Origin of the sequence: Streptomyces sp. NPDC059169 (assembly GCF_042755225.1) — a bacterium.
Classification (GTDB): domain Bacteria; phylum Actinomycetota; class Actinomycetes; order Streptomycetales; family Streptomycetaceae; genus Streptomyces.
This window is the reverse complement of record NZ_JBHZCF010000025.1, coordinates 70171-92287: the sequence shown is the minus strand read 5'-3', so window position 1 is coordinate 92287 and position 22117 is coordinate 70171. Positions and strand designations below refer to the sequence as shown.

19 protein-coding genes are annotated in these 22117 nt (G+C 67.9%); 14 read left to right on the top strand and 5 right to left on the bottom strand.

The features are described from left to right. Nucleotides 1-170 precede the first annotated feature (170 nt). Genes ACFXOM_RS33155 through ACFXOM_RS33130 form a run of 6 tightly spaced genes read left to right on the top strand, consistent with a single transcriptional unit; the run spans nucleotide 171 to nucleotide 6005 of the window. Nucleotides 171-1691: a purine-cytosine permease family protein gene (locus ACFXOM_RS33155; RefSeq protein WP_385041021.1), complete on the top strand. Its 1521-nt coding sequence runs from the start codon at nucleotides 171-173 to the stop codon at nucleotides 1689-1691. A 12-nt stretch (nucleotides 1692-1703) separates the two neighbouring features. Further along, the gene (locus ACFXOM_RS33150) at nucleotides 1704-2666 is read left to right on the top strand and encodes a carboxyltransferase domain-containing protein (protein WP_385041018.1); all 963 of its coding nucleotides are present in this window, start codon (nucleotides 1704-1706) and stop codon (nucleotides 2664-2666) included. Continuing rightward, a complete protein-coding gene (locus ACFXOM_RS33145) occupies nucleotides 2666-3652 on the top strand; it encodes a 5-oxoprolinase/urea amidolyase family protein (protein WP_385041016.1) in 987 nt (328 codons plus the stop codon). The genes ACFXOM_RS33150 and ACFXOM_RS33145 overlap by 1 nt, the downstream gene beginning before the upstream one ends. Further along, a complete protein-coding gene (locus ACFXOM_RS33140; RefSeq protein ID WP_385041013.1) occupies nucleotides 3652-4419 on the top strand; it encodes a LamB/YcsF family protein in 768 nt (255 codons plus the stop codon). Before ACFXOM_RS33145 ends, ACFXOM_RS33140 begins: the two co-directional genes overlap by 1 nt. After that, the gene (locus ACFXOM_RS33135; RefSeq protein WP_385041010.1) at nucleotides 4416-5780 is read left to right on the top strand and encodes an acetyl/propionyl/methylcrotonyl-CoA carboxylase subunit alpha; all 1365 of its coding nucleotides are present in this window, start codon (nucleotides 4416-4418) and stop codon (nucleotides 5778-5780) included. Before ACFXOM_RS33140 ends, ACFXOM_RS33135 begins: the two co-directional genes overlap by 4 nt. 9 nt (nucleotides 5781-5789) lie before the next feature. Continuing rightward, entirely contained in the window at nucleotides 5790-6005 is a 216-nt protein-coding gene (locus ACFXOM_RS33130) for a biotin/lipoyl-binding carrier protein (RefSeq protein ID WP_385041007.1), read from the top strand. Between the two features lie 348 nt (nucleotides 6006-6353). Here ACFXOM_RS33130 and ACFXOM_RS33125 read toward each other — a convergent pair whose 3' ends face one another. After that, the gene (locus ACFXOM_RS33125) at nucleotides 6354-6491 is read right to left on the bottom strand and encodes a hypothetical protein (RefSeq protein ID WP_385041004.1); all 138 of its coding nucleotides are present in this window, start codon (nucleotides 6489-6491) and stop codon (nucleotides 6354-6356) included. Nucleotides 6492-6530: 39 nt separating this feature from the next. Here ACFXOM_RS33125 and ACFXOM_RS33120 point away from each other — a divergent pair, with 39 nt between their 5' ends. Further along, nucleotides 6531-8600, top strand: coding sequence for a SpoIIE family protein phosphatase (locus ACFXOM_RS33120; protein WP_385041001.1), 2070 nt, complete (start codon nucleotides 6531-6533; stop codon nucleotides 8598-8600). A 115-nt stretch (nucleotides 8601-8715) separates the two neighbouring features. On the opposite strand, the gene ACFXOM_RS33115 is transcribed toward ACFXOM_RS33120, so the two are convergent. From ACFXOM_RS33115 to ACFXOM_RS33100, 4 genes are all read right to left on the bottom strand, one after another. Continuing rightward, nucleotides 8716-9945, bottom strand: coding sequence for a cytochrome P450 (locus ACFXOM_RS33115; protein WP_385040998.1), 1230 nt, complete (start codon nucleotides 9943-9945; stop codon nucleotides 8716-8718). A 91-nt stretch (nucleotides 9946-10036) separates the two neighbouring features. Then, nucleotides 10037-11653, bottom strand: coding sequence for a purine-cytosine permease family protein (locus tag ACFXOM_RS33110; protein ID WP_385040996.1), 1617 nt, complete (start codon nucleotides 11651-11653; stop codon nucleotides 10037-10039). Between the two features lie 237 nt (nucleotides 11654-11890). Further along, the gene (locus tag ACFXOM_RS33105; RefSeq protein WP_385040993.1) at nucleotides 11891-13405 is read right to left on the bottom strand and encodes a PucR family transcriptional regulator; all 1515 of its coding nucleotides are present in this window, start codon (nucleotides 13403-13405) and stop codon (nucleotides 11891-11893) included. 136 nt (nucleotides 13406-13541) lie between these two features. Further along, complete coding sequence (locus ACFXOM_RS33100) at nucleotides 13542-14684, bottom strand: 8-amino-7-oxononanoate synthase (protein WP_385040991.1); 1143 nt, start codon at nucleotides 14682-14684, stop codon at nucleotides 13542-13544. A gap of 150 nt (nucleotides 14685-14834) precedes the next feature. Here ACFXOM_RS33100 and bioB point away from each other — a divergent pair, with 150 nt between their 5' ends. The 7 genes from bioB (at nucleotide 14835) to ACFXOM_RS33065 (ending at nucleotide 22046) form a co-directional block, all read left to right on the top strand. Further along, nucleotides 14835-16013 carry a biotin synthase BioB gene (bioB, locus tag ACFXOM_RS33095; RefSeq protein WP_385040988.1) on the top strand — a complete coding sequence of 393 codons (1179 nt, stop codon included), beginning with the start codon at nucleotides 14835-14837 and terminating at the stop codon, nucleotides 16011-16013. Beyond that, nucleotides 16013-17305, top strand: coding sequence for an adenosylmethionine--8-amino-7-oxononanoate transaminase (locus ACFXOM_RS33090; protein WP_385040985.1), 1293 nt, complete (start codon nucleotides 16013-16015; stop codon nucleotides 17303-17305). Before bioB ends, ACFXOM_RS33090 begins: the two co-directional genes overlap by 1 nt. Further along, the gene (gene bioD, locus ACFXOM_RS33085; protein WP_385040982.1) at nucleotides 17302-18066 is read left to right on the top strand and encodes a dethiobiotin synthase; all 765 of its coding nucleotides are present in this window, start codon (nucleotides 17302-17304) and stop codon (nucleotides 18064-18066) included. Before ACFXOM_RS33090 ends, bioD begins: the two co-directional genes overlap by 4 nt. Before the next feature lie 432 nt (nucleotides 18067-18498). Then, nucleotides 18499-19152, top strand: coding sequence for a transcriptional regulator (locus ACFXOM_RS33080; protein WP_385040979.1), 654 nt, complete (start codon nucleotides 18499-18501; stop codon nucleotides 19150-19152). A 72-nt stretch (nucleotides 19153-19224) separates the two neighbouring features. Next, nucleotides 19225-19584: a hypothetical protein gene (locus ACFXOM_RS33075; RefSeq protein WP_385041051.1), complete on the top strand. Its 360-nt coding sequence runs from the start codon at nucleotides 19225-19227 to the stop codon at nucleotides 19582-19584. After that, a complete protein-coding gene (locus ACFXOM_RS33070; RefSeq protein WP_385040976.1) occupies nucleotides 19523-21535 on the top strand; it encodes an APC family permease in 2013 nt (670 codons plus the stop codon). Before ACFXOM_RS33075 ends, ACFXOM_RS33070 begins: the two co-directional genes overlap by 62 nt. 49 nt (nucleotides 21536-21584) lie before the next feature. Continuing rightward, a complete protein-coding gene (locus tag ACFXOM_RS33065) occupies nucleotides 21585-22046 on the top strand; it encodes a nuclear transport factor 2 family protein (protein WP_385040973.1) in 462 nt (153 codons plus the stop codon). The last annotated feature ends 71 nt before the right edge of the window (nucleotides 22047-22117 follow it).

The following is a 22117-nucleotide window of genomic DNA, read 5'->3' as shown; positions in this document are numbered from 1 at the left end:
AGCCCGCTCTGAGCCGGCCATGCCCCCTGCGGCTGGAATCGGGTTACCCAACAGACCGCAGATGGTGCAAATAAAATATCTGATTGCACACATCGCGTATTGGTCGGCCCGGGTGCACCGACGCACCTTTGTCTCCACCCCCCCGCTCACACGCCCTTCTGGAGACGTTCATGTCCACGACTTCCGCGCGACCTGTGCTCGAGGTCTCCTTCACAGATGACCCCAGAGTCGTCAAGGAGGCCGCCACTGAGGACTACTCCACTCATGTCGTCCCCCTCTCTTGGCGATCGGGCCGCTGGTCGCTGACGATGGCCTGGGGGGCTCTGTTCTCGGCCATGTTCTGGCTGTACGTCGCCGTGGCCTCGGCAGACGCGGTCGGTGCTCCGGCGACGATCGTGGGTATGGCCCTCTCGGTCGCGACCTACGGAGCGGTCAATCTGGTGCTGTCACGGTACGCCGCACGCACGGGCCTGACCGTGGCCCTGCTGTCCCGACGCCTGTTCGGCACGCTCGGGTCGGCGCTGGCGCCCCTCATCTTCGCCGCGACGGCTCTCTACTACGGCGTCTTCGAGGGCTCGATCATCGCCGTGGCTCTGCAGAAGTACTTCGGCGGCGAGATGAAGGTCTGGTACCTCGTCGTGGTGCTGTACGCCCTGCCGCTGGTGGTCGGCGGGGTGCGGACCTGGCTGGACAAGCTCAACGGCGTGCTGCTGCCACTGTACGTGATCGGGCTGATCGCCGTCGTCGTCACTGCCACGGTCAAGCAGGGCTATCCGCACGACTGGCTGCACTCCGCGGCTGCCGCCGGCCAGTTGCCGGGCTGGCTGACGTCGTACCTGATCTACATGGGCGTGTGGATCATGATGATGTACACGATCGACTTCGCCCGCTTCGGCAAGGCCGAGGACCAGAGGTTCCACAGCACCGTCACCTTCGGCTGGGTGTTCTACTTCTTCACCTTCGCCGTCAACGGCCTCATCGGCATCTACCTGCTGCGCGCCTGGAACATCGCAGGCTCCGAGACCGGCGTTGTGGACGCGTTCATCAACACTCTCGGGCTCGCCGGAGTCGCGGTGATCTTCGTGTCCCAAACTCGGATCAACACCGCCAATTACTACCTCGCCTCCACCAACCTGGAGGCCTTCGCCGCCCGCGTCCTGCGCCTGAAGCTGCCGCGTGCCGTCTGGGTCGTGGTCGCCGGGGTCATCGCCTACCTCCTGATGCTCACCGATGTGCTCAGTTACCTGCTGCACGCCCTGGCCTGGCAGGGCGTATTCGTCACCGCCTGGGTGGCGATCGCTCTGGTCCACATCGCGGTACGCGGCGCCGACCGGGACGGTCTACCCGAGTTCCGGCCCCTGCGGCTCGCCCCCGTTACGGCCGGTGCCGGGGCCTGGGTGGTCTCCTCGGTCGCTGGTATCGCACTCACCGAGCAGACGGACAGCGGTGTACTCGCCCAGCTGGCTCCGCTCATCACGGTCGTCCTGGCGGCCGGACTGTACTGGCTGGCCGTCACGTTCGCCCCCGACGCCGTGCGCAGGACCGATGACGACCCGCGCGACGAGGTCGAGGACATCTGGGAGGCCCGAGTGCGCTGTCACGACTGCAGTCGGTCGTACGTCGCCGTCGAGATGGACCGCACCCCCACGGCAACGGTCGTCTGTTCCGCGTGCGCGGCAGAAAGCCACTGAGAGAAGAGGACCATGACCGCGATCATCCACAGGAGGGCCGTCCACCGGGACCAGCCCGCCATCACCTACCGCGCCGCCGGCGACCGGTACGTGCTTGTCGAGTACGGCGACATGGCGCTCGACCTGGAGCTCAACTTCTTCGTCACCGCCGTTTCCGCCCGCCTCGCCGAGCATCCGGTCCCCGGTCTGGTGGAGGCCGCCCCCGGCTTCCGGTCCCTGCTCCTGCACTTCGAGCCTTCGGCCATCGCCCGCAAGGATCTCATCACGGCCGTGGAGGAGGTGCACGACGCACAGGAATCCGTGCGTTCTCTGACCATCCCGAGCCGGCTGATCACTCTGCCCATCGCTTTCGATGACGCCGAGAGCCGTGAAGCCGTACGCCGGTACGCCACCACGATCCGGCAGGACGCCCCCAACGTCCGGGACAACTCCAACATCGACTACATCGTGGAGTACAACGGGCTCGATGGGCCCGAGGAGCTGTACGGGACGATCACCGGCACCGAGTGGTGGAACGCGTACACGGGGTTCTTCCCGGGCCTGCCGTTCATGTTCCCACTGGATCCGCGCAACGCCATCAATGTGCCGAAGTACAACCCGACCCGTACCTGGACCGCCGAGGGCGCGATCGGCATCGGCGGTCCATGCGTGGCCATCTACCCGGTCGAGTCGCCCGGCGGCTACCAGCTGTTCGGCCGGACCGTGCCGGTGTACGACATCCTCGCCCGGCACGACGTCTTCCGTGATGACCCGATCCTGATCCGCCCCGGCGACCGGGTGAGGTTCCTTCGGGTCGGCGAGGACCAGCTGCTCGCCGCCCGCCGAGACGTGCTGGAGAACCAGTACGAGTACATGATTGAAGACGATCCGTTCTCGGTGGCCGACTACCTCGAGCGCGCCGAAGGGGTGCGTGCCACGGCCGACAAACTGCGCTCCGCCCGCGAGGCGGCGGCCGCCCGTACGGAGGTGCCGTAATGACGAATGCCGTCCTCGATGTGATCGCGCCGGGGCTACAGACCCTGGTGCAGGACTACCCAGGCCGCCAGGGCCTGCAGTCCAAGGGCTTCTTCCCAGCCGGGCCGATGGACCACCTGTCCTTCCGCGTGGCCAATTCCCTTGTCGGAAACGACGCCGGCGCGGCAGCCCTGGAGGTCCCCATGGGCCGCCTCACCCTGCGGGTGCTCGCTGAGACGTGGGTGGCCGTCACCGGAGCCGAGAGCTCGGGACTGACTCTCAACGATGTGCCGATGCCGATGTGGGAGACCGTCCGGGTCGTCCCGGGTGACGAGATCAAATGCGCGATCGTCAAGGGGCCGGGCTTCCGGCTGTACCTGGCGGTGGCCGGCGGCATCGACGTGCCCCTGGTGCTCGGCTCTCGGGCGACCTACACCATGGGGGGCATCGGCGGCGTCGAGGGGCGTGCCCTGGCCAAGGGAGACGTGCTGCACGCTTTTCCGGCACGGGCGCCCAGACAGCTGCGCGTGCCGGCGTCCTTGCGGCCGGTGCTGGCCAACGACTGGGAGATAGAGGTGATGCGCGGCCCGCACGCCGACCCCGACTTCCTCACCGAACAGGACTGGAAGGACCTGCTCGGCCGTGAGTGGAAGGTCGACCTCAACGCCAACCGCGTCGGAACCCGCCTCCAGGCCCACCGCTTCCAGTGGGCCCGCGCCTCGGGGGGTGTCGCCGGGGGACACCCGTCCAACGTGCTCGACGGCAGCTACCCGGTCGGTGGCATCAACACCAACGGTGACGTCCCCGTCATTCTGGGCCCGGACGGGCCGACCGCCGGCGGCTTCACTGTGATCGGCACGGTCGTACAGGCGGGCCTGTGGAAGATCGGCCAGCTGCGACCGGGCCGGGACACCATCCGCTTCCGCGAGATCTCCATGGACGAGGCACTCTCGCTGGTGACCCATGTGTGCTACACCATCGACCCCCAGCACTACGAGGAAATGTGATGGCCAGGATCGACGTCAACTGCGACATGGGTGAAAGCTTCGGTCGCTGGAGCCTTGGTGACGACCTCGGCATGATGCCTTACCTCACCTCGGTCAACATCGCCACCGGCTACCACGCCGGCGACCCGCCCACCATGCGCCGCACCGTCGCTGCGGCCTTGGAGCACGGTTTGGCCATCGGCGCCCACCTGGCCCTGCCCGACCTGATGGGCTTCGGGCGCCGCCGGATGGCCGTCCGGCCCGAAGACCTGGAGGACTACTGCCTCTACCAGCTCGGCGCGTTGGATGCCTTCATACGCTCGGCGGGCGGACACCTGGCCCACGTCAAGCCACACGGCGCCCTGTATGTCATGGCTTCCCAGGACCCGCAGCTTGCTGCCGCCGTCGCCCGCGCCGTGGCCAAGACAGGCACCCGGGTACCGCTGATGCTGCTCAACCGCGACACCACGGACGCCGTCGCGGCCGAGGGCGTCACCCTGGTCCCCGAGGCCTTCCCCGACCTGCACTACGACGGATCCGGAGACCTCATCATCGAGCCGATCAAACGCGCCTGGGATCCGGACCTCGTCGCCGGCCGGGCCGTGCGCATGGTGCTGGAACGGAAGGTCGAGGCCAACGACGGCACCGAACTCGACGTCGAAGCGCTCTCCCTGTGCCTGCACGGGGACGCGCCCAATGCCGTCGACACGGCAGTGGCCGTGCACGCGGCTCTCAACCGGCACGGCATCACACTCACCCCTCTGGCCGATTTGGTGGCAGCCCCGTGATCGAGTCCCTGCTGATTGCCAACCGGGGTGAAATCGCCCGCCGCATCATCCGTACCGCACGCCGCCTCGGCATCCGTACGATTGCCGTCCACAGTGATGCTGACGCGGGACTGCCGTTCGTGACCGAGGCCGACGAAGCGGTGGAGATCGGCCCGGCCGCCCCTGCCGAGTCTTACCGCAACGCCGACCGCGTCCTCGAAGCCGCCCGGCGCACAGCTGCCGCGGCCGTCCATCCCGGCTACGGCTTCCTCTCGGAGAACGCCGACTTCGCCCGCCGCGTACGAGAGGCGGGCCTGGTCTGGGTCGGCCCGGACCCCGAGATCATCGAGCTGATGGGCGACAAGATCAACGCCCGGAACACGGCCAGCGCCGCGGGTGTGCCCGTTGCGCCGGGCACCGTCGAACCGGTGACCGGCGAGGCCGCCGCCTGCGAGGCCGCGGCGGACATAGGCTACCCGCTCATGGTCAAGGCGTCGGCGGGCGGCGGCGGCATGGGCATGGGCATCGCCCAGGACGAGGCAGGACTGCGCAAGCAGTACGCGGCGGTCTCCGCCTTCGCCGACCGCGTCTTCGGGGACCCAGGAGTCCTCCTTGAGCGCTACTACCCCGACTCCCGCCATATCGAGGTGCAGATCCTCGGACTGGCCGACGGCACCGTCGTGGCCCTCGGCGAACGCAATTGCTCCGTCCAGCGCCGCAACCAGAAACTCGTGGAGGAGAGCCCGTCACCCGCTCTTGACGCTGATCTGCGCGAGCGCATGCTCACCGCCGCCGCCCAGCTCGGCAAGGCCGTCGGATACCGCAACGCAGGCACCGTCGAATGCCTGGTCCACGGCGGGGCAGGTGCCCAGGACTTCGTATTCCTGGAGATGAACACCCGGCTGCAGGTCGAACATCCGGTCACCGAGGCGGTGTACGGCATCGACCTGGTGGAGGAGCAGCTACGTGTCGCCTCCGGCCTGCCGCCGTCGGTGGACCTCACCGGTGTCCGGCCGCATGGCCATGCCGTGGAGTGCCGTGTCAACGCCGAGGACCCGATCCGGTTCCTGCCCGGTCCCGGAGCCATCACGGCCTGGGTCGAACCTGTCGGGAACGGTATTCGCGTCGACGCGGGCTACGCCCAGGGCACCACGGTCACTCCGGCCTACGACTCGCTGATGGCCAAGTTGATCGTGCACGCCGAGACACGGGAAGCGGCCCTGGCGGCGGTCAGGAGCGCGGTGGCATCGTTCACGATCGAAGGCCCGAAGAACAACCTGCCGTTCTTCACCGAACTCCTCGACGAGCCGGTGTTCCTGGACGGCGCGTACACGACGAGCGTCGTCACGCGCATGCGCGCGCCTCGACCGTCCCAGTCCTAGGAGCCCAGCATGACCCAGCAGATCACCGCCGACCTGGCCGCCAACGTATGGAAGGTTCTGGTCACCGAGGGCAGTCAGGTGGCCGCCGGAGACACACTGGCCATACTCGAGTCCATGAAGATGGAGATCCCGGTCGACGCAAGCACGGCGGGCACCGTCACCAAGCTCACCATCAGTGAGGGAGACGTTCTCGACGAGGGCGCTCTGATCGCCGAAATCTCCTGAGCCGCACGTTCCGAACCAGGTCTTCCATGCGGTGACGCTCCCGGTTAACGGCCTGAACCACGCCTTCTGGTCACGTGCTCAACGACTCTGCAGGCCCGGTGGGTGAGAGTGGTCCGACGATCACTCTCACCCATGCCATGTTCGAGGGCGCCAGTCGCGGCGGCCTGCACCGGAGGCCCGGACCGCCGACACCGCGAACTCCTCCCGCGCCGTCCGTCCGCGTGGCCAGCCCGCCGGCCAAACCCGGGGATACGAAAGCGCGAGAAGGACCCACGTGCCCAGGGTGCGGAGCGATGAGCCGCGACCTGAGCCGGCTGCTCATGAGTGTGCGTGCCTGCGGCGCAGGACCTACTCCCAGCGACCGATGAGCCCCTCAGGTCTTGGCTCGGGGCGGTCGATCGATTCGATACCGCGCGGGTCGAAGGTCCTGTTGAAGATCACCTGAACAGGGAGCATGCTGGTCTTGTAGCCGCTGGTGATCAACACGGTGCGCAACCCAGTGTTCGGGGGAGCGAGACGAGCGGTATGAACGCCTACGACACCGTTCCTGGCCCGTCCGGACTCACCCCTCCAGGCGTGGCAGTGCTCATGATCGATGAGCAGGATGTCGTCACGGGGTGGAGTCCGGGAGCTCGGCAACTGCTCGGCTATGACGCCGAGGATGTCGTCGGGCGGCTGATCGGGGACTTGGCCTCCGGCGCTCCATCACCGTTCCGGACACTTCCGATGAAGCAGCACAACTGGGCGGGTGACATGCAGGTGCGGCACCACGATGGCCGCATTCTGCGACTGTCCGTACTCGGCTGCCGGATGGCAGGCCACGACGGCCGACCGGCGTGGCTCCTCGCTGCTTCTTTGCTCGGACAGTTCCCACCGCTGCAGGACGAGGACGCCCTTCGGCCGCGCGCCCTGGAGCGGCTGAAGCTGCTGAACGATGCCAGCACCCGCATCGGCAGCACCCTGGACGTGATGCGGACCGCTCAGGAACTCGCCGAAGTGGCTGTCCCCTCTCTTGCCGACTGGGTCAATGTGGACCTGGTGGACACCCTGCTGAGGGGCGACGAACCAGGACCGTTCACCGGGAGCGTGGCGTTGCGCCGGGTGGCCAACCAGTCCATCCACGAAGGAGCACCAGAGGCTCTGCGGCAGACGGGAGAAGTCGACGTCTATCCGGCGCACTCTCCTGCGGTCCGCTGCATGGCGGCGGGTCGATCGGTCATGGGACGGGTCAGCGATCCCGCCACGGGCGCCTGGCTGGCAGATGACCCCGCCCGCGCAGCCAGCTTCCGCACACATGGCTTCCAGTCGATCATGGGAGTCCCGGTACAAGCGCGAGGCATGATCCTGGGCGTGACCATCTTTCTCAGGCGGACCCCACAGCCGTTCACGGACGAGGACCGCCTTCTGGCCGAAGAACTCGTTGCACGCGCTGCTGTCTGCCTCGACAACGCCCGACGCTTCGCCCGGGAGCGTACTGCCGTTCTCACCCTCCAGCGCACCCTGCTCCCGAAACGGCACCCCGCGCAGGCGGCTGTCGAGACCGCGTCCCGCTATCTCCCTGCGAGCGGCGAGTCAGGCCTCGGCGGTGACTGGTTCGACGTGATCCCGCTGTCAGGGGCACGGGTGGCGCTGGTCGTCGGCGACGTCGTCGGCCATGGCATCGGCGCTGCCGCCACCATGGGTCAGCTGCGGACGGCGATGCGCACCCTTGCCGACATCGACCTGCCCCCGGACGAATTGCTCACGCACCTGGACGACCTGGTCACCCACCGTGCTGCCGAAGAGGACGACGCGAGGACCGACGGGGCTGACCTCGGCGCCACGTGCACGTACGCGGTCTACGACCCCGTCTCCCGCAAGTGCCTCATGGCTCGTGCCGGTCATCCTCCGCCGGCCCTGGTCACGCCGGACGGTACGGTCGAACTTCTCGAGCTTGCCGCAGGCCCCCCACTCGGGGTGGGCAACCTGCCCTTCGAATGCGCTGAGCTGGTAGTACCCGAAGGCAGTCTGCTCGTCTTCTACACCGACGGCCTGCTCGACCTTCGACATCGCCCCGTCAACGAGGGGCTCGAACTGTTGCAGTCCGCGCTCGCCCGGCGCGCGCTGTCGCCGGAGCTGATGTGCGACAGCGTAATCGAGAGCTTGTTGCCGGAGCGTCCCTTCGACGACGTCGCCTTGCTCATTGCTCGCACGCGAGCCCTCAACGCAGACCAGGTCGCTGTCCTGGACGTGCCGGCAGATCCCGCGATGGTGGCCTTCGCCCGTTCCTGGGCCAGCGGCCAACTCGACGCGTGGGCGCTGGGGGACCAGAGCTTCGTGACCGAGTTGGTGGTCAGCGAACTGGTCACCAACGCCATTCGCTACGCGCACACCCCCATTCAGCTGCGGCTGATCTGGGAGCGAACGCTCATCTGTGAGGTGTCCGACGCCAGTAACAGCGCCCCCCACATGCGCCGCGCGCGACTCTCCGACGAAGGAGGACGGGGGCTCCTCCTTGTCGCCCAACTCACCCAACGCTGGGGCACACGTCAGACACGTGACGGGAAAACCATCTGGTGCGAGCAGTTCCTGCCCCAAGAGGCTTCTGCCAGATGAGCTTCCCGTTCACCTTGGCGTTTCCGTGTGAGCATCCGCTGGCAAGCCGGTCGGCAGCGGCGAAGGTGCCCCGGATACGAGCACCGGGACAAGCGGACTGCAACGAGTGGTCACGTCACTCAGTCGTCACCGGCACCAGCCTCGGGCTGCGGACCAGCAACCCAGGTCGGTATGGAAGGTCGGCGGGGTCTGCCGCCAGCCTCAGGCCCGGGAAGGCCGCGAAGAGCCGTGGCAGGGCGATCAGGGCTTCCAGCCGAGCCAGACGGGAGCCGACGCAGAAGTGCGGGCCGTGACCGAATGCCATGTGCGGTCTGGCACGCAGCCCTGGCGAGCCAGGCATATGACGGTCCGGCCGGAACACATCGGGATCGGGGAAGTGATCGGGGTCACGGTTGGCGGCGGCGAGGACGGTCAGCACCGAGGATCCTGCGGGTATGGTCAGTCCACCTTCGAGGTTCACATCTTCTGTTGCCCGCCGCCATGTTGCACCCTCCAACGGGCTGGCGTGGCGCAGTGTCTCCTCGACCACTGCCGGCCAGCGCTCGGGATGGCTGATTGCCGCAGCAAGCTCCTGCGGGTGGGTGAGCATCAGCAGAGAGGCGGAGGCGAGAAGGCTCATGGTTGTCTCGTAACCGGCGAAGAGCAGCAGGAACGCCATGGCCAGCAGCTCGTCGTCGTCGAGCCCGCCGTCCGTCGCATCATGGATGAGCACGCTGAACAGGTCGTCACCCGGGAACCGTCGCTTGTCCGCGATGAGCGCCGTGAAGTAGTCACGAAGTCGAATCCAGGCGTCGTCGACCACTCCCTGCTCGAACGCATCGGTCGGCGAGCCGACGCGATAGGTCCAGTCACGCAGATCGTTCCGGTCGCTCTCGGGGACTCCGAGCACCTCTCCGATCACGAGCACGGGCAACGGGAAGGCCAGCTCGTCCACGAGATCGGTCGTGCCGTCCTCCTTCAGCCGCTTGGCGAGCCCGGCGAGCAGTTGGGTCGACAACTCCTCTATGCGGCGCCCCATTGCGTCGACCCGCCTCGGAGAGAAGGCGGCGGCCGTCAGGCGGCGAAGCCGGGTGTGCTCCGGAGCGTCGGAGTTGAGCATGTGCTGGGCTAGGCAGGCGCGGGCGCGCTGGGCGGGCGAATCGGCTTTCCGGCGGCCCGCATGCTGTGCAGGCACGTTCGAGAACCGTGGGTCGGCGAGCACGGCGCGGGTCTGCTCATAGCCGGTGATGAGCCACGCGTGAGTGCCGTTCGCAAGGCGCACGCGGGCGGCGGGACCGCGTGAACGCAAAGATGCGTAGTACGGGTACGGGTCGCGTGCGAACGCGGGGTCCAGGGGGTCGAGCACGGGAATCAGTCCTTGCAGCGGTGGCAGATGCGGGTGACCCTGGCAGCCGCCCCGGCTGCCAGGGTCCATGGGTGGGGAGCTGAACAGCCCCTCAGGCGCTTTCGAGCGGGGTGGGCTGTGATGTGCGCTGTACGGCCTCTGCCCGGGCGGCGTGGTAGAAGAGGGTGCTCTGAGAGGCACACCCGGAGCAGATCGCCGCGTGGCTGGCGCTGGGATCGCGGTCCATCTCCACGGCGACGTAGTACCTGTCGCACACGTGACAGCGGATCCGCGCCTCCCAGATGTCGTGGACCTCGTCGCGGGGATCGTGGCCGCGGGTGAGCACCGGGCTGGGCAACAGGTTTACCGCGACGGCGTAGCCGACGACGGCCAGGACCAGGGTGACGGGCGAGGCCCACACCGCGCCGACGGCGCTGCCTCGTTCGGTCAGGTAGATGCCGACGCCGGAGGCCAGGAGCCAGACCACCGCCCCGGGTGCCACCAGCCGCAGACGCCCCGGACGGAACTCCGGGAGGCCATCACGGTCGTCTCCGACCAGAGTGATGTGGGTGAGGGCGATACCCACCCAGGCCACTACGAAGACGCCCTGCCACCGTAGTGCCTGCAGGATGTACGACAGCACGTCCGTCAGCATGATCAGGTAGACCAGCCCGCCGACGACTGCGGTCCACACCGTGCGGTGCAGTTTGATGCCGAACAGTCGGGAGAAGCACGCGTCCAGGTTGGTGGAGGCCAGATAGAAGTTGGCGGTGTTGATGCGGGTCTGACTGACCCAGATCAGCGCCAGGCCGGCGAGCCCCATGAGACCCACGATCGCGTAGACGACGGACACCTCGCTGAGACCACCACGAGTCGGCACCGTCGATGCGAGGAAGATACCGGCCAGGCCGTTGCCCAGGAAGGTCACCAGGTAGAAGACCGGGCCGAAGGTCACCACGCCGTGGAAGCCGGCGTCGGCCTCCTTGCCGAATCGGGCGAAGTCAATGGTGTACAGCATCATGATCCACACACCCATGTACGTGGTATAGGCAAATACCCACCCTGGCACTCCGGCCGGAGCACTGTCGGTCGTCGCGGCGAGGTGCAGCCAGTGTCCGCTGAATCCGAACTTGGTGCCTGCCCAGACCACGGCCGCCACGAGACCGACGACATAGAAAGGCAGAAGGAATCCATTGAGCTTGTCCAGCCACGCGAGCACACCGCCGAACACCAGCGGAATACTGTAGAGGACCACTGCCAGGTACCAGAGCCTGATGTCCATACCGCCGAAGTACTGGTGAAAAGCCACCGCCACGACCGATCCCTCGAAAACCGCGTAGTAGACGGCGGTTGCCGCAAAGATCAGCGGCGCGAGTACGGCACCGAGATAGCCGAACAGGCGGCGGGACATCAGAGCGACCGTCAGCCCGGTGCGCGACGCATAGCGGGACAGTACGTAGTTCACCCCGCCGTACGTGACCAACGACAGGCCGACACCGACGAGGGCCGCGCTGGTTCCCACAGCCAGTGCCACGGAGGCGGCCACAACCAGCCAGAACATTGCACTGCACAGGGCCGCCCAGGCCATGGACAGCGAAAGGCGGCCGCTGCGCCACGACCGGGGCACCACGTGGGTGGAGTAGTCCTCCGTCGCGGCTTCCTTGACCACTCTCGGGTCGTCGACGAACGAGATGTCCAGCTCTGCTCGCTGGTTTGCCTGTTGGACCACCTGGGGACCCTTTCCCGTGTCCGCCGGGACCGACCCGGCGAGATGTGCCCCAAGGGTCGGGGGGATCACTACAGCGAACCATGCGCGGTTGGGACATGTCGGCCGGGGCGGTTGGCCCAGTGGGACTTCCCCCCGGTCGGACGGCTGAGTCGGCCCGGGGAGGGAAGCGCAGGAATCATCGGCGGCAGCACGGGCAGCGTGAACATGGCCACGGATGTCTCGGAAGGAGGCCGGGGGTCAGAACTGATCGCGCATGCGCAGGGCGATCCACAGTTCCGCACGGACCGTGGGGTCTTCTAGGTTGCAGCGGAGCAGTTCGGCGATCCGGTTGAGCCGGTAGCGCAGGGTATGGCGATGGATACCGAGCATCACGGCTGACGCGTCGACTAGGCCGTTGTTCGCGAGGAACACGCGCAGCGTCGCGACGAGATCGAGCTTGGAGCGGCCGGCGTACCGGTCGAGCGGCTCCAGCAGGGCACTGGCCCACCCTTGGGCATCCTGAGTTCGCAGATGGCTGAGAAGCCCGGCGGTGGCGAAATCCTGGGCGATCACCAGCCGCGTCGTGGTGGAGGAGGCGCGCAAGGCCGCCCGTGCCTTGCGCCAGACGTCCGCCAACTCACTCAGGGGCACCGGGCCGCTCACTGCGCCGCGCGAGCCCGGCACCTGCACCAGAACCTCCTCAAGGCTTCTGGTGTCGCCCTCGGCGGCGGAGAGCAGTACCAGCACCGGGTCCGGCTCCTGGGCTGCGATGAGCGCAGAAACCGCACGCAAGCCCTGGTGTTCCTCGAGCGAGCGGAGCAGGTCAGGGAGTTGCTTCTGGTGCGTATCCAGGGCCGCGACGCGCAGCGGCGGCTCGGGGAAGGGCAGACCGAGGATCTCGGCGAGCTGCATGGCCAGTTCCGGGTGCCCGGTCACGGCGAGATGGAGGACAGCCGCCCGGGTGCGCCGGTCCTGCTCCCGGAGGTCCCAGTGGCTGTAGAGGTCCAGGGACAGCAGGCCGACCGCTGTGGTCAGTACCGACCGCTCCGTCTGGCTGAAGGCGGCCGGCCGGCCGGTCACCAGGAATCCGCCGACGCCGCCATGGACGACGAGCGGGACCACCGTGACGGTATCCGCGCCGATGGCCAGTGCCGCGCTGCGCTGGGGGTCGGCGAGCCCAAGGCGTTCGATGTCCATGACCACCCGTCCGACATGCTTGCGGGCAGACTTCGGAGCGCAGCAACGCAGTCTGCGCCACGGGTCCAGCAGAACGACCCAGCACTTCAGCGCGCGGGACAGCCTGGTGGTGACCTCGCGTGCACCGCGGGGCGCAAGGGCGGCCCTGATCAGACCACGCTGGGCATCCAGCGCGTCGGTCAACGCCAACTGCTCGTCGCGGGCGACGGCTCCAGCGACAGCCTCGGTGATCGCGATGAAGGGAGTGGACCCCGGCACCTCGAAGAGGGGCAACCCAGTCCGACGGGCGGCAGCCACCAGAGCAGCCGGGATCTCGTTGTGCCGCGTGCCGACCCCGAACCCCAGCGCCGAGACCTCACGGAGGACGAGCCGGGCGACATAGTCGGCCCAGTCCTGATCGTCCTGGCGCTGCTGCAGGCCCATGGTCAGAAGGACCTCGCCCCCCTCAAGGTAGGGCGTCGGGTCATCCAGCTCACTGATGTGTGCCCAGCGGATCGGACGGTCCTGCTCGGAGGCGACGACCGGTCTCAGTCGCAGCTCGCCGTGCGCGACCAGCGAGCGCAGCGTCAGCCGCATGAACATCCTCCCGAGTGCAGAGGGGCGAACTTCTCAGGCATCGCTCTCATCATCTCGTGTATCGCCGTACGCATCGGGCGTTGTGGGCCAGTGGCTTCGCCGTCAACGAACGAAACCCACGGTCGATGGCTGCTGATCAGAAGGCCGGTGCCGTTCGCACCACCACGTCCACCGCCTTTGCCACCTGCTCCTCTGTCAGAGCTGCCCGGGCTGTGAGCCGTAGCCGTGAGATGCCGTCGGGCACGGACGGCGGCCGGAAACACCCCACTGCCAATCCGGCTGTACGGCAGTCCTCGGCCCACCGCGCAGCCGCTTGCGGCGACGGAGCCAGCACCGACACCACGGCGGCCTCCGGTGGCCTGCTGTTCAGGCCCGCGGCGGCCAGATGTCCGTGCATCGAGGCTGCGACAGTTCGAACCGCGGCCGCTCGCTCGGGTTCCCGCCGCAGCACGCGCAGACCTGCAAGAGCAGCACCTGCGGCTGCCGGTGCCAGTCCGGTGTCGAAGACGAAGCTCCGCGCCGTGTTGACCAGGTGCTGGATTACCTTGGCCGGGCCCAGGACCGCTCCGCCCTGGCTTCCGAGTGACTTTGAGAGGGTGACGGAGGCAACCACATCCTTCGCACCCGAGAGTCCCGCGGCATTCAGCGCGCCACGTCCGCCGTCGCCCAGGACACCCAGGCCGTGGGCGTCGTCGACGATCAGCGCCGCCCCGCGCGTGCGGCAGGTGGCGGCGAGCGACTGGAGCGGCGCGGCATCACCGTCCACGGAGAAGACCGACTCCGTGATGACGACGGCCCGTCCGCCGTGATCTTCGAGTGCCTTTCCGACGACTTCGGGATTGTTGTGAGGCACGACCGCGGTCCTCGCCCGGGAGAGTCTGCATCCGTCGATCAACGAGGCATGGTTGGCCGAGTCCGAGACGATCATTGAGCCGTGATCGCCCAGTGCGGTGACGACGGCGAGGTTGGCAGCGTACCCGGAGGAAAAGACGAGGGCGGACTCGAAGCCGCAGAAGTCCGCAAGCTCCGCTTCGAGCTCACTGTGGAGCTCCAGGGAACCGCTGACCAGACGGGAGCCGGTCGCGCCCGCGCCCCAGCGGCGTGCGGCGGCCGCGGCAGCCTCCGTGACGCCGGGATGCCGGGCCAGATCCAGGTAGTCGTTGCTCGCCAGGTCGAGCAAAGCAGGATGGACGGGACGCGGCTGAATCGTCCTCGTGAGCCCAACCCGGCGGCGTGCGTCCGCGTGCTCGCCGATCCAGTCGAAGGGTTCGTTCGGCATGGGGAGAGTCCTTGGGTGCGGGCGGCAGTTACGGAAACGTACCCGCACAGCGGGGTGTGCAGGGTCTGCGCGGGTTGCACAACCCGATGGGACCGAGTTGGCCCTTTGGTCCTATGGGCGGATGCCATTCCGGCACGAAAGGCTTTGCCCATGGAAATACTCAACACCTTGGTCGCAAAGGGCCTGCGGAGGGAGATCCCCACGCGCGAGGAGGTCCTCGCGATTCTCGCCACCACCGACGACGAGCTGCTGGACGTGGTCGCCGCTGCCGGACAGGTGCGCCGGCGCTGGTTCGGTCACCGGGTCAAGCTCAACTACCTGGTAAGTCTGAAGTCCGGGCTCTGCCCGGAGGACTGCTCGTACTGCTCGCAGCGGCTCGGGTCCGAGGCGGAGATTCTTAAGTACACCTGGCTGAGGCCCGAGCAGGCGGCCGAAGCCGCGGAAGCTGGTGTGGCGGGTGGCGCCAAGAGGGTGTGCCTGGTGGCCAGCGGTCGCGGGCCCACCGACACGGACATCAACCGGGTTGCCGAGACCATCTCTGCCATCAGGGGAGTCAACGGGGACGTCGAGATCTGCGCCTGCCTCGGCTTGCTCACCGACCATCAGGCCGAGCGGCTGAAGGCGGCCGGTGCGGACGCATACAACCACAATCTCAATACCTCCGAGACCACCTACGGCCAGATCACCACGACGCACACCTACGCCGACCGGGTGGACACGGTGGAGAAGGTGCATGCCGCCGGTCTGTCCGCCTGCTCGGGCCTGATCGCCGGCCTGGGCGAGACTGATGAGGACCTGGTCGACGTGGTCTTCGCCCTGCGCGAGGTGGGCTCGGACTCGGTGCCGGTCAACTTCCTGATTCCGTTCGAGGGCACCCCGCTCGCCCAGGAGTGGAACCTCACCCCGCAGCGCTGCCTGCGCATCCTGGCGATGGTCCGCTTCGTGTGCCCAGACATCGAGGTCCGGATCGCCGGCGGCCGCGAGGTGCATCTGCGGTCGTTGCAGCCGCTGGGTCTGCACATCGCCAACTCGATCTTCCTGGGCGACTATCTGACCAGCGAAGGGCAGGCCGGGCAGGCCGACCTGGACATGATCAAAGACGCAGGCTTCGTGGTGGAGGACGCGAACGAGTCGACACTGCCTCGGCACCGCACCGCGGCCGCATCTTGCGGAGACAGCACCGATGTGGCGGAACACGCCCGGGACGCCGATGCCCATGGACCGTACGGAACGCCGCAGACCCACTCACGCCCGGAGGACGCTGCCCGCACCGACCTGGTGAAAGTCCGCCTGCGCGGTGCAGGCACCGATCGGGCTCCGAACGCCTGATGGACACCCGTGCACTGCTCGACCTGGACCGCAGGCATGTCTGGCATCCCTACAGCCCGATGCCCGGCACCACCACCCCGTATGTGGTGGAGTCCGCCTCGGGGGCACGGCTGCGGCTGGCTGCTCCGGTCGCCGGGCGGCACGAACTGATCGACGGCATGTCCTCGTGGTGGGCGGCCATCCACGGCTACCGCCACCCGGCACTGGACCGAGCAGTGCGTGACCAGCTTGAACGGATGAGCCATGTGATGTTCGGCGGTCTCACGCACGAAGCCGCCATCCGGCTGGTGGCGAAGCTGGTCGAGATCACACCGGGGCCGCTTGAGCATGTCTTCCTCGCCGACTCGGGCTCCGTCGCCGTCGAGGTTGCGCTGAAGATGTGCGTGCAGTACTGGCAGTCGCTAGGTCGTTCGCGTAAATGTCGTGTGCTCACCTGGCGCGGTGGCTACCACGGGGACACCCTGCACCCGATGTCCGTGTGCGATCCCAAGAGCGGCATGCATCGCCTGTGGCTCGGGGTGTTGCCGGAACAGGTGTTCGCCGAAGAACCGCCGGCTGGCTTCGACGCTCCGCTCGACGAGGATTACGCGAGTTCGCTTGAGGCGCTGATGGAGCGCTGTGCGGGCAATCTGGCGGCGGTGATCGTGGAACCCGTGGTGCAGGGTGCCGGCGGCATGCGGTTTCACTCTCCCGCGTATCTGCGGCTGCTGCGGACCCTGTGCGACCGGTACGAGGTGCTGCTGATCTTCGATGAAATCGCCACCGGGTTCGGACGGACGGGTGAGTTGTTCGCCGCCGACCACGCGGGCGTGTCGCCCGATGTGATGTGCGTCGGCAAGGCACTGACGGGCGGGTATCTGACCATGGCCGCGACCTTGTGCACCGGGACGGTCGCAGCCGGGATCAGCGGGGGCGAGGCGTCGGTACTGGCGCACGGGCCGACGTTCATGGGTAATCCGCTCGCGGCTGCCGTCGCCCACGCCTCGATCGAGCTCCTGCTCGGACAGGACTGGCAAGCCGAGGTGAAGCGGATCGAGTCCGGGTTGCGGAAAGGTCTGGCGCAGGCGGCCGGCGTGCCGGGGGTGCGTGACATCCGTGTCTTGGGCGCGATCGGTGTATTGCAGTTGGACCACATGGTCGACACAGCTGCCGCAACCGAGGCTTCGGCCCTGCAGGGCGTGTGGCTTCGCCCGTTCCGGGACCTGATCTACACCATGCCGCCCTATGTCACCGGGGCCCGGGACCTGGCCCGGATCGGGGCTGCCATGACTGCCGCGGCGGTGGCCGGGTGAGGGTTCTGTTCGTCACCGGCACTGGGACGGAAGTCGGCAAGACCGTGGTTACGGCGGCTGTCGCCGCTGGTGCTCTCGCACGTGATGGGACCGTGGCCGTGGTGAAGCCCGCCCAGACGGGGGTCAGCGCGGGTGAACTCGGCGATGCGGCAGAGGCAGCCCGACTCGCGGGACCTGTCACCGCCGTCGAACTCGCCAGATTTCCGGAGCCGTTGGCGCCAGCGACCGCCGCTCGCCGGGCGGGACTGGACCCTGTCACGGCACCGGACGTGGCCGTGGTGATCCGGAACCTGTCCGTCGCGCATGACCTGGTGCTGGTCGAGGGGGCGGGCGGGCTGCTCGTCCACTTCGACGACCGGGGAACGACCCTTGCGGACGCCGCGCGGCTGCTGGGTGCGCCGGTGCTCGTGGTCGTCCCGGCCGGTCTCGGCACGCTCAACGCCACGGCACTCACCTTGGAGGCGCTGCGCACGCGAAGGCTGGAATGTGCAGGCGTGGTGATCGGCAGTTGGCCCGCAGCCCCCGATCTCGCGGCGCGCTGCAACGTCCTCGACCTCATGAACACACGATCCGCACCACTTGTCGGTGCCGTCCCGCAGGGCGCGGGCCGGTTGTCCCCCACGGCTTTCCGAGCGGCCGCCACCGACTGGCTCGCGCCTGTACTCGGAGGCCGCTGGGACGCCGAAGCGTTCGCGATGCGGACGCAGGACGGAAGATCGGGCGTCGCATCACTCGCGCGGCGGCCGCGAAGCGGACGCTGAATCACGACGGAACCGAGCTGCTACTCGGTCTGCCCCCTCCCGCCCGTGGAACTACCGCCGCGGCAGCCGGGCACCGACCTGGTGCGATTCCGGCAGCGGCACAATACATGTGGAGAGAATTCGACGGACGGCCACGGAATGCCGAAGCCATTTGTACACCTCGCGCATTGGCGTCGTCCGGGTCACCGTGATGATATGCGACATCCAGGCTCCTCCACGGAGATCTCCTGTTTCCACCATGGCCGCTCCAGTCGCTTGCCTATGCCGTCTCTCCTTGACTCGCCATGGCGACGACGCGTCCATCCGTCGGACTCACGCACAGTAAGGCTGGATGATATGAGGAACCGTAAGACATCGACGATGGGACCTCCTCCGTTCTCCCCTTCGGCCGCCAGAGCGGCGAGGATCGCTCTGGGGTTCCAGCAACAGCAGGTGGCGGAAGCAATGGCGGCCTGCGGCGTGCGCGTTCTCGGTCAATGGGTGGAGATGTGGGAACAGGGCCGGTCCGTGCCCACAGAAGCACAACTCGTGGCGCTGGCCGATGCCTTGTGGTGTGACCTGTCCGTGCTCATAGGGCGCTCTCCCTCGACGCTGCGTGAGCTCCGCCTGAACCGGAGGCTGAGCCAGGAACAGTTGTCCTCCAGAATCGGGATGGCTCTGAACACCTATGCAATCCAGGAGGTGCAACAACGGTGGGAGGGAAGTAAACGGCAGACCTGGGCACTGGTGACAATTCTTCAACTGTCGGCGTGCGAATTGGTGGTGGCCACGGGACGGGGTCCGGAATTGCGCGAGCGTCTCCTCAGCGCCGTCCAGGTCCGCCTGCAGCCGCAAGTCGCTCCTCTCGCCGAGTTGACCGAGATTCCGCACCATCGGGTGAACCAAGCGCTGCACCGCATGGCGGACGAACTGGCGGCGCTGAGCCCAGCACAGATGGTCGGCTTTGTGCAAGCACGGGTCGACAAGGTCAAGGAGAACGAAATGCTGCGAGCCCGGGATCGATACGTTGAAGGCATCGTGGATCGCTTCTGGACTTTGGTCGGCCCCTCCGCGAACACTCCGCTGGTCAATTTCGTGGCTATCTGAGAGGACTTCAACCTCGATCCTTTGTGACGGCGCGTCGATTTTTCTAGTTCTTCCAGTTCCAGTTCGCTATCTCTGCTGGTCAGAGCGCACCTTCTCGGGTCCAGGCTGGCCCGACGGGGCCCGTACGACCGGATCTTCGTCTCCTTCGCCGTCCGCCGCGCACCGACGGCCCTCGTGGAGCAGCTGGCGCCGGGCGGGCGCGCGCTGATGACGGTCGGGACGTCGTCGCCGTCGTGGCCGGGGCACGCCCGGGCGCGTGCTCGACGCCCCACGGTGCGCCTCCCCACCGCCGTTCCGGTCCCGCCCCGGTCTGCGCAGGATCGGCGCGGCGGGGCCGGGCCGATGCCGGTGCCGCACATACGCTCACGCCGTGTTCAACGTCACGGCTGTCCTGAAGCGGCTGGTCATCGGCCGTGCCCTGCGCAGCGATGAGCTGGGCGAGACCCTGCTGCCGAAGCGACTGGCCCTGCCCATCTTCGCCTCCGACCCGCTCTCCTCCGTTGCCTACGCCACGCAGGAGATCCTGCTGGTGCTCACCCTCGGCGGACTGGCCTACCTGCATTTCACCCCGTGGATCGCAGGCGCGGTCGTGGCGTTGATGACCGTCGTGGTGCTCTCGTACCGCCAGGTGGTGCACGCCTATCCGAGCGGCGGCGGTTCGTACGAGGTCGCCTCCACCAACCTGGGCCCCTCCGCGGGGCTGGTGGTGGCCGCAGCCCTGCTGGTCGACTACGTGATGACGGTAGCGGTGTCGGTGGCCTCCGGTGTGGACAACATCATCTCGGCGCTGCCCGGGCTCGCCGGCTACCGCGTGTTCATGGCGCTGCTGTTCGTCGCGCTGCTCACGGCGATGAACCTGCGCGGAGTACGCGAGTCCGGGCGGGCGTTCGCCGCCCCCACGTACCTCTTCGTCGCGGGTGTGCTGATCATGGTCGCCGCGGGTCTGATCGGCTACCTGCTCGGAAACCCCCCGGTCGCCGCGACCGCCCGGTACGGCATCGAGCCCGACCCCGCCGACGCGAACCTCGTGGGCCTGGCCCTGGTGATGCTCGTCCTCCGCGCCTTCTCGAGCGGGTGCACGGCACTGACGGGGGTGGAGGCGATCTCCAACGGGGTGCCCGCCTTCCGCAAGCCGAAACCGCGGAACGCGGCCACCACCATGACGGTGATGGGCGTCATCGCCGTGACGATGTTCGTCGGCGTCACCGCCCTCGCGATCGTGGCGAAGGTGCACATCACCGACGACGCCTGCCGCCTCACGGGCCTGCCGGACTGCCAGGGCTACACGCAGCGCACGGTCATCGCACAACTCGCGGCCTCGGTCTTCGGCGGCGAGCACAGCATCGGCTTCTACTACGTCCAGGCCGCCACGGCGCTCGTGCTGATCCTCGCGGCGAACACCGCGTTCAACGGCTTCCCCCTGCTCGCGTCGATCCTCGCGCAGAACCGTTACCTGCCCCGGCAACTGCACAACCGCGGGGACCGGTTGGCATTCTCCAACGGCATCCTGGCCCTGGCGGTCGTGGCAGGGCTGCTGCTGTGGGCGTACAAGGCGAACGTCACCAGTCTCATCCACTTGTACATCCTGGGCGTGTTCACGTCCTTCACCCTTTCCCAGACGGGCATGGTCAGGCACTGGAACCGAGAGCTCAGAACCGAGCGGGACCCGGCCGTGCGCAGGCGCCACCACACCGCCCGGATCATCAACGCGACCGGGGCGCTGACGACCTGTCTGGTGCTGATCGTCGTGCTCCTGACCAAGTTCACCCAGGGCGCCTGGCTGGCCGTGCTCGCGGCCGTCGTCCTCTGGGTGATGATGCGTGGTGTCCGCCGCCACTACGACGCCATCGCGGCCGAGCTCGCAGTGGACGATGCCCGGCGCGAACTGGCCCCGCCCCCCAGGGTCCTGGCGCTCGTCCTCGTCTCCACGCTGCACAAACCCACCCTGCGGGCCCTGGCGTACGCACGCGCCTTCCGCACCGACCGGCTGGAGGCACTCACCGTCGCCGTGGACCGGGACGCGGCGGCCGACCTGGAACGGCGCTGGGAGGAGTACGGCATCGACGTGCCGCTCAAGGTACTGGACTCCCCCTACCGGGAGATCGCCAGCTCGGTGCTGGGGTACGTCCGCTCCATCCGGCGCGAGAGCCCACGGGACGTCGTCGCCGTGTTCATCCCCGAATACGTCGTCGGCCACTGGTGGGAGAACCTCCTGCACAACCAGTCGGCGCTGTGGCTGAAGAGCCGTCTGCTGTTCTCCCCAGGGGTCGTGGTCATCAGCGTGCCCTGGCAGCTGAGTTCGTCCGCGCACGCCGACTACCCCGTCGCCCGGGCGCCCGGTGCGGTCCGCCGCGGGGAGCCCGCCGCCCGGACCCGGCGCTGACGGTGCACGGCCCCTTGGCGCGGCGCGTCGGCTGCCCCACACTTGGCCGATGACGCAGCGCGTGGATCTCGCGACGGTGATGGACCGGTTGGCCATCGATGACGTGGTCACCGGGTACGCGACGGCCGTGGACGATGCCGACTGGTCCGGCTACCGGGCCCTCTTCGCCCAGGACGGCCGCGCCGACTACCGCAGCGCGGGGGGTATCGAGGGTCCGGCGGACCAGGTCGCCGGCTGGCTGGCGGAGACGATGCGGCTCTTCCCCGTCCGGCAGCACCTCATCGTCAACCGCCGGGTGCACCTGGAGGACCTGGGCGGCTATCCCGGCGACCGGGCGGACGTCCAGGCCGACTACCTGAATCCGATGCGGCTGGGGTCGGGCGAGGAATTCGTCGCCGGCGGCCGGTACGCCTTCGCCCTGACCCGCACGGACGGTGGCTGGCGGCTGCGCTCGGTGACCGTGCGGGAGAAGTGGCGGCACGCGGCGTTCCCCGTCCCCGCCGCCGGCTGAGCGACGGCTGGCCGACGGCTGATCCGTCGCGGCCGGGAAGGCTGCTCCACACTGGAGGAAGACACTGCTCT

Excerpts from the sequence above, each read along its gene's own strand:
- ACFXOM_RS33155 (WP_385041021.1), top strand. The coding sequence starts at position 171 with ATGTCCACGACTTCCGCGCGACCTGTGCTCGAGGTCTCCTTCACAGAT.
- ACFXOM_RS33150 (WP_385041018.1), top strand. The coding sequence starts at position 1,704 with ATGACCGCGATCATCCACAGGAGGGCCGTCCACCGGGACCAGCCCGCC.
- ACFXOM_RS33145 (WP_385041016.1), top strand. The coding sequence starts at position 2,666 with ATGACGAATGCCGTCCTCGATGTGATCGCGCCGGGGCTACAGACCCTG.
- ACFXOM_RS33140 (WP_385041013.1), top strand. The coding sequence starts at position 3,652 with ATGGCCAGGATCGACGTCAACTGCGACATGGGTGAAAGCTTCGGTCGC.
- ACFXOM_RS33130 (WP_385041007.1), top strand. The coding sequence starts at position 5,790 with ATGACCCAGCAGATCACCGCCGACCTGGCCGCCAACGTATGGAAGGTT.
- ACFXOM_RS33120 (WP_385041001.1), top strand. The coding sequence starts at position 6,531 with ATGAACGCCTACGACACCGTTCCTGGCCCGTCCGGACTCACCCCTCCA.
- ACFXOM_RS33105 (WP_385040993.1), bottom strand. The coding sequence starts at position 13,405 with ATGCGGCTGACGCTGCGCTCGCTGGTCGCGCACGGCGAGCTGCGACTG.
- ACFXOM_RS33100 (WP_385040991.1), bottom strand. The coding sequence starts at position 14,684 with ATGCCGAACGAACCCTTCGACTGGATCGGCGAGCACGCGGACGCACGC.
- bioB (WP_385040988.1), top strand. The coding sequence starts at position 14,835 with ATGGAAATACTCAACACCTTGGTCGCAAAGGGCCTGCGGAGGGAGATC.
- ACFXOM_RS33090 (WP_385040985.1), top strand. The coding sequence starts at position 16,013 with ATGGACACCCGTGCACTGCTCGACCTGGACCGCAGGCATGTCTGGCAT.
- ACFXOM_RS33065 (WP_385040973.1), top strand. The coding sequence starts at position 21,585 with ATGACGCAGCGCGTGGATCTCGCGACGGTGATGGACCGGTTGGCCATC.